General features: G+C 57.4%; 7 protein-coding genes. 2 read left to right on the top strand and 5 right to left on the bottom strand.

All coding sequences use genetic code 11. From position 1 onward, the window contains the following. Window positions 1-71: 71 nt before the first annotated feature. The 3 genes from NW807_RS02860 to NW807_RS02850 are packed head-to-tail and all read right to left on the bottom strand — an operon-like array spanning window position 72 to window position 4317. Window positions 72-2612, bottom strand: coding sequence for a UPF0182 family protein (locus tag NW807_RS02860; RefSeq protein WP_414425243.1), 2541 nt, complete (start codon window positions 2610-2612; stop codon window positions 72-74). A 4-nt stretch (window positions 2613-2616) separates the two neighbouring features. Further along, a complete protein-coding gene (locus NW807_RS02855) occupies window positions 2617-3987 on the bottom strand; it encodes a TIGR03279 family radical SAM protein (protein ID WP_414425242.1) in 1371 nt (456 codons plus the stop codon). Window positions 3988-4029: 42 nt separating this feature from the next. Continuing rightward, complete coding sequence (locus NW807_RS02850) at window positions 4030-4317, bottom strand: DUF2103 domain-containing protein (RefSeq protein WP_414406032.1); 288 nt, start codon at window positions 4315-4317, stop codon at window positions 4030-4032. Window positions 4318-4492: 175 nt separating this feature from the next. On the opposite strand from NW807_RS02850, the gene NW807_RS02845 reads away from it, so the two are divergent. Both NW807_RS02845 and NW807_RS02840 read left to right on the top strand, forming a co-directional pair. Continuing rightward, the gene (locus tag NW807_RS02845) at window positions 4493-4663 is read left to right on the top strand and encodes a hypothetical protein (RefSeq protein WP_414395585.1); all 171 of its coding nucleotides are present in this window, start codon (window positions 4493-4495) and stop codon (window positions 4661-4663) included. A 339-nt stretch (window positions 4664-5002) separates the two neighbouring features. Next, the gene (locus NW807_RS02840) at window positions 5003-5737 is read left to right on the top strand and encodes a hypothetical protein (RefSeq protein WP_414425241.1); all 735 of its coding nucleotides are present in this window, start codon (window positions 5003-5005) and stop codon (window positions 5735-5737) included. Window positions 5738-5893: 156 nt separating this feature from the next. Here NW807_RS02840 and NW807_RS02835 read toward each other — a convergent pair whose 3' ends face one another. Both NW807_RS02835 and upp read right to left on the bottom strand, forming a co-directional pair. After that, the gene (locus NW807_RS02835; RefSeq protein ID WP_414425240.1) at window positions 5894-6601 is read right to left on the bottom strand and encodes a tetratricopeptide repeat protein; all 708 of its coding nucleotides are present in this window, start codon (window positions 6599-6601) and stop codon (window positions 5894-5896) included. A 378-nt stretch (window positions 6602-6979) separates the two neighbouring features. After that, complete coding sequence (gene upp, locus NW807_RS02830; protein WP_414395589.1) at window positions 6980-7663, bottom strand: uracil phosphoribosyltransferase; 684 nt, start codon at window positions 7661-7663, stop codon at window positions 6980-6982. Window positions 7664-7935: the final 272 nt, after the last annotated feature.

The raw sequence follows: 7935 nt of genomic DNA, 5'->3' as shown, positions 1-7935 counted from the left end.
GTGCGAAGATGGACAACCTAACCTTAATCCAACCGTTAAGTTCTGTCAACTCTCCCTCAGCAAATCCTGGCTTAGCGGAGAGTGGGGGAGAAGAGGGCTTCTAGAGCCTGGGCGAGGGTTGGCTCCATGACCACCCGGTCTTCGTAGGCGGCGATGACCCGGGTAAGCTGAGGCAGGCGGCTCTGTTCCGCCTCCAGGTAGAGAGGCTGGACATAGAGAAGGGAGGTCTCGATGGGGATAACCAGCAGGGTACCCAGGTTAACCCGCGACCCATGTTCATTCCAGAGGGCAATTTGCTCGGAAATGGCGGGATCCTGGTTCACCCGCGCCTCCACCTGCTCCGGGCCGTAGATGAGACGCTGCTTGGAAAACTCGTACACCAGCAACTTGCCGTAGTTTTCCCCATCGCAGCGGGCGGCCATCCAAGCCACCATGTTTTGCTTGTTGAGGGGGGTGAAGGGAGAGAGCAAGACGAACTCAGGTTCGTTGGGGGATCCCTTTTGCCGCTCCTCCGGCAAGGTGAGGATGAGGTACTGGGGCTGCATGGGGAGGCGCCGTCCCTTGCGGAATTGGTTGGGGATCTGCCACTGGTCTTCCCGGTTGTAGAAAAGGCGGGGATCCGTCATGTGGTAGGTGGCAAATTGCTGGGCCTGCAGTCGGAAGAGATCCTGGGGGTAGCGGAGGTGCTGCCGCAGCGGCTCCGGCATGGCCTCCAGGGGCTTGAACAGCGTGGGGTAGATGCGGGCGTAGGCTTGGATGAGAGGATCCTGAGGGTCAGCTATGTACCAGTCGATGCTGCCGTTGTAGGCATCCAGCACCGCCTTGACGGAGTTGCGGATGTAGTTGAAGGGAAAGTCAGGCAAGTATTCGGAGTAGGGGTAGTAACGGCTGATGGTGTAGGCGTCGAAAAACCAGTAGAGCTTACCGCCTTGAATCACCAGGTAGGGATCCTGGTCGTAGAGCAAAAAGGGCATCACCTGGCGCACCCGCTCGCGGATTTGGCGGCGGTAGAGGAAGCGGGTATTGGGGGAAAGCTCACGGCTGAGGAGAATGCGCAGATCCCGGAAGTGCCAGGCATAGAGAAAGCGCTGCCAAAGGTGAGGAATGGGGACACCCCCTGTGCCGCGGTAGCTGCTGTAGACGTAGTGGTCGGCAGCAGGGTAGTCCAGCTCCCTTGCCTCTGCGCCGACAAACACCTCAGTGGTGGTTAGCTCGCCGTAGTAGAGGGCCGGCTGATCCACCTGCAGCACCTCCGCTACCTCCGGGTAGCGCGGGGAAATCCGCGGTGGGATATCCGCTAGAAAAAAGTCTGGCAGCCCCTCCGGAGTAACCACGTTAACTGGGCTGAGGGTGAGGCCATAGCCGTGGGTGTAGAAAAAGCGCCGGTTAACCCAAGTTTGGGCCGCTGGCGGTACCTGGGCAAAGTCCAGCTCGCGTGCTGCATGCATGACTTGGCGCAGCTCTCCCCCTATGCGGTAGCGATCCACATCCACATAGGGAAACTGGTAGTAGGGGCGGATCTCCTGGAGTTGGCGGTAGGTGGCCAACAAGGGCTCCGCATCCCAAAGGCGCACGTTGCTCAGGGTAGATTGATTCTGCTGCAGGATCTCCCAGGTAAGGGATCCCTCCTCCGGGAAGGGCTTGACCTCCACCTGGGTTAAGCCAAAGCCGGCGCGGGTAAAACGGATGTTGTGCTCGAGGTAGGGGCGTTCCAGCTCCAGCTCGTTGGGGGTAACCAAGAAGGTCTGCACCAAGTGGGGGTAAAGCCGGGTAGTCAGTAGCCCGAACCCCAGGTAGGCTCCCCACAGCAGAGCTGGCGCCAGTAGGGAGCTGCCCCAGGGGGGGCACCAGGATTTGAACAAGGGAAGGTTGAGGCGGATCCCTTGGCGGGCCAAGGCCCAGAAGCCAAGGGCAGTTAGAAAAGCCACCCCACTCATCAAAGTGGTAGCTGGCAAAGTGGCGTGCACATCGGTAAAGCCGGCTCCAAAAACCACGCCGCGGGTGGAGTAGAGTAACTTGTAGCGCTCCAGCCAGTGGCCCCAGGCCCGAAGCAGAAACAGAGCTCCCCCCAGGATGAGCAAGTGCCGCTGGGCAAACAGGGAAAGGGCCAGCGTCAGCCGCTGTTCCGAGAGTCCCAGCTCCACAAAGTAGATGAGAGCAACGGCAACCAAGGTCAATAGCACCAAGTTGAAGCACCAGTGCTGGAGCTTTTCCCAAAAGGGCAAGCTGAAAAGAAAAAAGCCCAGATCGCGGTTAAAGATTGGATCCGACTCCCCCACAGGCACTTGGTGCAGCCAAAGCAGCAGCGTAAACCAGTGCTGGGAAAGAAACCAGGCCAAGCAGCCGCTCAGGCCCAGCGCAATGGCCCAGGCCCAGGCTGGGTCTGCTCCCCGCCAGCAGGCGCGGATGTTGACTCCTACCACTGCCAGGGCAAAGACAAAGGCGCCTAGGCCCAGCCCCCAGCGGGCAAATACCCGTGTCCAGAGCACTGGCAGGGCGTTCAGTTCGGCAAACCAGGCCAGATCGACGTAGAAAGAGGCCAAGGCCGTAATGGCCAGGATCCCTAGCCCCCCCCAGAGCAGCAGGAGCACGCCTCGCCGCAGCCATTGCATAGCCTCATGGCGTCCTGTCCAAACTTGCCCTCGATCCTAGCTGCTGCACCGCCTCCAACAAGCCCGCTGGACCACCATCCACCCGCACCACCGGGATCCCAGCCTGGGCTTGTAGGTCTTGCCAGGTGAGGTCATCTAGGAAGCGCTCCCCATCCTTGAGGGTAATCTGGGGCAGAAGCAGGCCGTCGTAACTTGCCAGGTTCTCAACCGATTTCAAAGCGTTGAGGATGTCCTGCCCTGTCAGCAGACCGGTTACCGTCAGGGTTTGTCCCCAGAATTGGCTGGCAAGGGGCAAAAGATGTAACTGCAACCTGTGGATGCGGTTCATCCGCTCTACCACAGGCTGGAAGGCTCGCTCCACTGCGTTGCCCACCACCCAAAGCAATTTGAGAGGAGCAGGGATCTCCAGCGGCAGTTTGAGCTGCTCGAATTGGCTGAGAAAAAGCCGCAGGGATCCCACCCCGTTGCCCAGTTGGGGGTAATCTTCGTAGTGCTTTTCCGGCGGCAATTCCCGACCCGCCAGCAGATACCACTCATCGGCTAGCCAGGCAAAGGTGGATCCCAACTCTTGCCGAAACTGCGCCTGTAGCGCTTCCACCTGATCGATCACCTCCGCCGCCTTGGCAGCATCCACCGGGATCAGCTCATCATTGGGGGGGCGAAAGCGGGTCAGCCCCACTGGCACCACCGCCGCCGAGAGGACAGTTGGGATCCCTTCTTCTGGCCGACGAAAAGCGGCTAGATCCAAGAGCGTGCGGGTGAGGTGCTCCCCATCGTTCCAGCCTGGGCAGACCACCACCTGGGCATGCAGTTGCAGGCGGTGTTGGCGAAACCAGGCCAACTGCTCCAGGATGAGGCCGGCGCGGGGGTTTTTGAGCAGGCGGCTGCGCAGCTCCGGCTCGGTGGCATGCACAGAGACATAGAGAGGAGAAAGGCGCAGGCGGGCGATGCGATCCCACTCGGGAGCGGTCAGGTTGGTGAGGGTGAGGTAGCTGCCGTAGAGAAAGCTGAGGCGGTAGTCGTCGTCTTTGAGATGCAAGGTTGCCCGCATCTCAGGGGGCTGTTGGTCGATAAAGCAAAAGGGGCAGGCGTTGTTGCATTGGATGAGGCCATCGAACAAAGCCGTCTCAAACTCCAGCCCCAGATCCTCGTCAACGTCTTTTTCCAGCTCAACCGTGCGCCGGATCCCTTGGCTGTCCAGGATCTCCAGGCAGAGATATTCCTCAGCAATGAGGAAGCGATAGTCAATGAGGTCGCGGGGCCGCTCGCCATTGATGCTCACCAGCGCCTCCCCCGGTTGAATGCCTGCCTTTGCCGCCAGGGATCCGGGCAGGACGGCGCTAATGCGGGCGGGCTTGACGCTAGCGCGGGACATAGCGCGCCCAAGGCGGGGCTGCGTTGCCAAGAGAACTCAAACCTACTCTAAACAGCGGCGAATCGCTGCTTCCAGCTCCGACTGGCTGAGGTCGGTAACCACAAAGACCTCCTGCACGCTGCTGCCTTTGCGGGCAACTAACTTGTACCCACCTCGAATGGGCACAGAAACCCGCAACTGCAACTGCGGGATCCGCCCGCGAGCGCAAGATAAGGCACCTGGCGTTACAGTTTTAATGCCGGGTTGTCGGGTTAAGCGCTCCAGAACAGGGATCAAGCCAGAGATGTGAGTGGAATGGTTCCAAACTAAGCGACCAGAAGGCTCAGACATAGTGGCAGACTAACGGTAAGGAGAGGCTAGACTTCCATGATAGGCTCTCGCCTTTGCGACTGAGAACAAAGAGACTGGCCTCCCTCAAGCTTTAGCAAACTTTTAAGTACAAGTACTTTCAGAAGGTTTTCTTTGTGCTAGTCTGATGGCCCCAAGGACAAGGAGCTGCTGATTTATGGTTGCTGAGCAAGTCATCCTAGACATTCCCGAAGCCATCCTGAAAGGCCTGCAAGATGGCACCTATGAGCGCATAGGCGGTGTTGTGAGAGAAGTGGCTTCTAAGCGGGTGGTAGCCTGGCTGAGAGAAACTGGAGGCCTGACACTTGCAGATAGCATTGGTAAATGAATTCCCGGGTTGGACATTGTCAACGGGATTATTGCCAACATTCAGTTGGGACAAATTAACCTAAAATTAATCGATATCGGGAATACACTGAATACCGTCTTAGGCTTGACTCAATTCAACACCGCTCTTGGTCTAGCTAACTTGGGTTTGTCTGCCATAGGCTTTGCAGTCGTCATCTCCAAGCTTAATCAAATTGATTCACGGATCCAAAATCTTTAGGCCTCCATCTCTGAAATCAAGAACAAAATAGACAGATCGATCTTTGCTAAAACTAAGTCTGCAATTGAAGTTGCAGAGATAGCTCTAAAGATGTCTTCTTCGTCCAGCAGGAGGCGGCTGGTGAGCGAGGTCATTCAACCCTTACTTGAGGCTGAGCACTATTATCAAGCTGCTTGGGATTCTGACTGGAATGAAGGTAACTGTATTTTGTCCCGTGAGTACATCTTAATCCTATCTTTAGTCTATGTTACAGAGACTAAGTGTTACTTAGAGCTTGAAGAGCACGAGATGGCTCTTAAGCGCTTGGCTGAGGCCGAGGAGATTCTGAAACCTCGTATTAGGAAGTACGTCAAGCTTCTTTTTGAAGATCCTTCAGGATATCTTCACAGTGCCTGTCAAGGAGTTAGACTGTCAAGCATTTTGGAAATTCTTAAGTATGTAACGGCTGAGTCAAATGTAGATAAGCTGTTTGATGAACATACACGCACGGCTATTTTCAACACATGTAGCATCGAATCCTGGACTGATAGCATACCGCTAAGATCTAGGAATGCTATCCTTGCCCTCGTTGCCCCATCTTTGGTTGGAGTAGAATGGACGTTATGGGATCGCATGCCGTGGAACACTGGCGCTCGGAGAGAAGTCATCCTCGGTTTGATGTCTCGAGCTAATCAAGTTATAGCGGCTGCCCAGTCCATGATTGAATTGCACAGAAGATTGGAAGGCTACAGACACGAAATCAATGAAACGGTTCGGCTTGGCCTTAGCTTCCGGGAATGGCAAGATCTGGTTTTGCCGCCAAAAAGCTCGTCTGAGGATCAGGACTCCAAGATTTTGCTCCTCCTGCCGGCCTAGGATCAATGCCAGGGGGATTCTATTGCTGCTTTAACCCCGTCCTAAGTATCAGCCACACTGGAGAAAGCTGCCGTCCCAACAGCTCTCTGAGTATGGCTGGCTCTTCTTCCCAGGCCGTAGCTGTCTGTCCCCAACCGCTTGCTGACAGAAAGGGATCTAGTCCCTCTCCTCCCGGCGCAGCCGCTGCAGGGCAGAAAGAGGCTTCTCCTCTTCCGACTGCTTTTCTGGGGTTGCTACCGGCAGAGGAGCTGTTTTGTTTTTCTCGGGTTCGGGCGAAAGTTTGCCTGCTTCCGAATCGACGGCTAGAGGAGAAGGGAGGTCGTTGGTCTGTTGGCCAGGCAGAGGGATCGACTCCAAGGGGGCCAGCAGGGATTGAATGTGGCTGTAGGTTTCGGGGTTGCTGCGGGCAGCATGGGCCAAGAGGGTAAGCTGCTCCTTGGCCGCCACCAGGTTCCCTAACTTAAGATCCACCAGCGCCAACTGGTAGCGGGCCTTAAAGCTAGTGGGATCCACCTCCACTGAGCGTTGGAAGGCGGCTCGCGCCTCTGCCAGCTTGCCTTGGCGGGCGTAGATCAAGCCGAGGTTAAAGGGCACGTCAGGATCCCGCTCCCTGGGAAGCACTTGGGCTTTGTCTTCTAGTTCAAGGGCGGCCCGGTAGGCGTTGATGGCTAAGGTGTAAAAGCCCATCTGCAGGTAACGAGCTGCATCTTCCTTGAGCTGGGCCACCGTTGGCTCGCCGGTGAGCAAATTCATAGGCGGCTGCGCATAGGCAGGCAGACCCACCGCCAAACCCAGCAGGCATACTACTGAACTCAGGCCCCAGGGTGCAGCCTGTCCACCGGTTTGTTGCTTATTCCTCACCATGATCGGTTTCCTCCAGCCACCTCAACACCACTTGTTCCACCCCTCACGGCCGGGAAAGGAAGCGAACTGGATCCCGGGCCCACCGAGGCAACGGCCTCACTCCAGAGACTATCCGCAATTGGACTGGGAAGCACGACTTTCCACTCGATCCAGCGAAAAAGGCCAGATTGAGATACCAGTGCGAAGGGCTGGCTGGGGCCTCCTGGTGGGCAAGGGCTGCCTTTAGGGTGGCTAGATCCCCGAAATAGCTAAAAATCTCGCTGTACTCACGCTGTTGCGCCCGTTCTGGTTCTTCACCAAGGGATCCCCGTGGCCGCTGCCAACTCCGGAGCTGTTCAGTCCCCAAATCGGAACCTCTTGGGCAAGCAGCAACGGAACTCAAGTGCCAAAAGCGCGATCCCCAGCATCCCCTAGCCCGGGCAGGATAAACCCCCGGTCGTTTAGCCGCTCGTCGATCATGGCGCAGAAAACTTGCACCATTGGGTAATGGGATCCCAGTCGCTGCAGCCCTGGCGGCGCGGCCAAGACGCTGACAATCCTCACCAAGCTGGGATCCGCTCCCCGTTTTTTCAGCTCATCCAAAACCCACAGCAAGGTACCCCCCGTGGCCAACATTGGCTCAGGGATGAGAATGCGCATCTGATCTGGAATCCGCTCCGGCAGGCGGTTGAGGTAACAACTCACCTGCAGCGTCTCCTCGTCCCGCACCAAGCCCACATGAAAAATCCGTGCCTGGGGCAAGAGGGCCTGACAGCCTTCCAGCATGGCCAGGCCAGCCCGCAAAATGGGCACGATGGCTAGCGGCGTGTTGGGGGCGATAACTTCTGCTGCCGCAGCTTCCAGAGGAGTTTGCACCTGCACCGCTTGGGTCGGGATCCACTCCCGCATCGCCTCGTAGGTTAGCCAGCGGCCCAGCTCCACCAAAGCCGTGCGAAAAAGAGGCATGGGGGTCTCTCTATCGCGGGCCACGGCTAGCCAGTGCTTGATGAGGGGATGGGGAGGGACGTAAACCCGCAGTTGCTGACTTGCCACCGGAGGATGCCTCAACCTGGGCGGTAGCATAGCGGCTTGCAGGGGTAGGAGGCAAGCCTTCTTCTTAGCCTTCCCCGCCGTTCCCTAGCTGCCAGCTTTTCCTCTGGCTTCCTCGCCGCGTTTAGTTACAATAGCGCCAGCGCCTCCTCAAATCTTCTGTTCGCGCTAGTGGGACGGGATGATCTCCCTCAACTTGCGGCCCAGCCTGGAGTTGACGGATGAAGTTTTTGAACAGCTCTGCCGGCAAAATCCTGAGCTGCGCTTGGAGCGCACTGCCCAAGGGGAGCTAGTGGCCATGGCCC

Source organism: Synechococcus sp. R70.1 (assembly GCF_047461675.1).
Taxonomy (GTDB): domain Bacteria; phylum Cyanobacteriota; class Cyanobacteriia; order Thermostichales; family Thermostichaceae; genus Thermostichus.
The sequence above is the reverse complement of the archived record's forward strand: the minus strand, read 5'-3'. Positions and strand labels throughout refer to the sequence as shown.

Coding starts and splice junctions, on each gene's coding strand:
- NW807_RS02860 (WP_414425243.1), bottom strand. CDS start 2,612: ATGCAATGGCTGCGGCGAGGCGTGCTCCTGCTGCTCTGGGGGGGGCTA.
- NW807_RS02855 (WP_414425242.1), bottom strand. CDS start 3,987: ATGTCCCGCGCTAGCGTCAAGCCCGCCCGCATTAGCGCCGTCCTGCCC.
- NW807_RS02850 (WP_414406032.1), bottom strand. CDS start 4,317: ATGTCTGAGCCTTCTGGTCGCTTAGTTTGGAACCATTCCACTCACATC.
- NW807_RS02845 (WP_414395585.1), top strand. CDS start 4,493: ATGGTTGCTGAGCAAGTCATCCTAGACATTCCCGAAGCCATCCTGAAA.
- NW807_RS02835 (WP_414425240.1), bottom strand. CDS start 6,601: ATGGTGAGGAATAAGCAACAAACCGGTGGACAGGCTGCACCCTGGGGC.
- upp (WP_414395589.1), bottom strand. CDS start 7,663: ATGCTACCGCCCAGGTTGAGGCATCCTCCGGTGGCAAGTCAGCAACTG.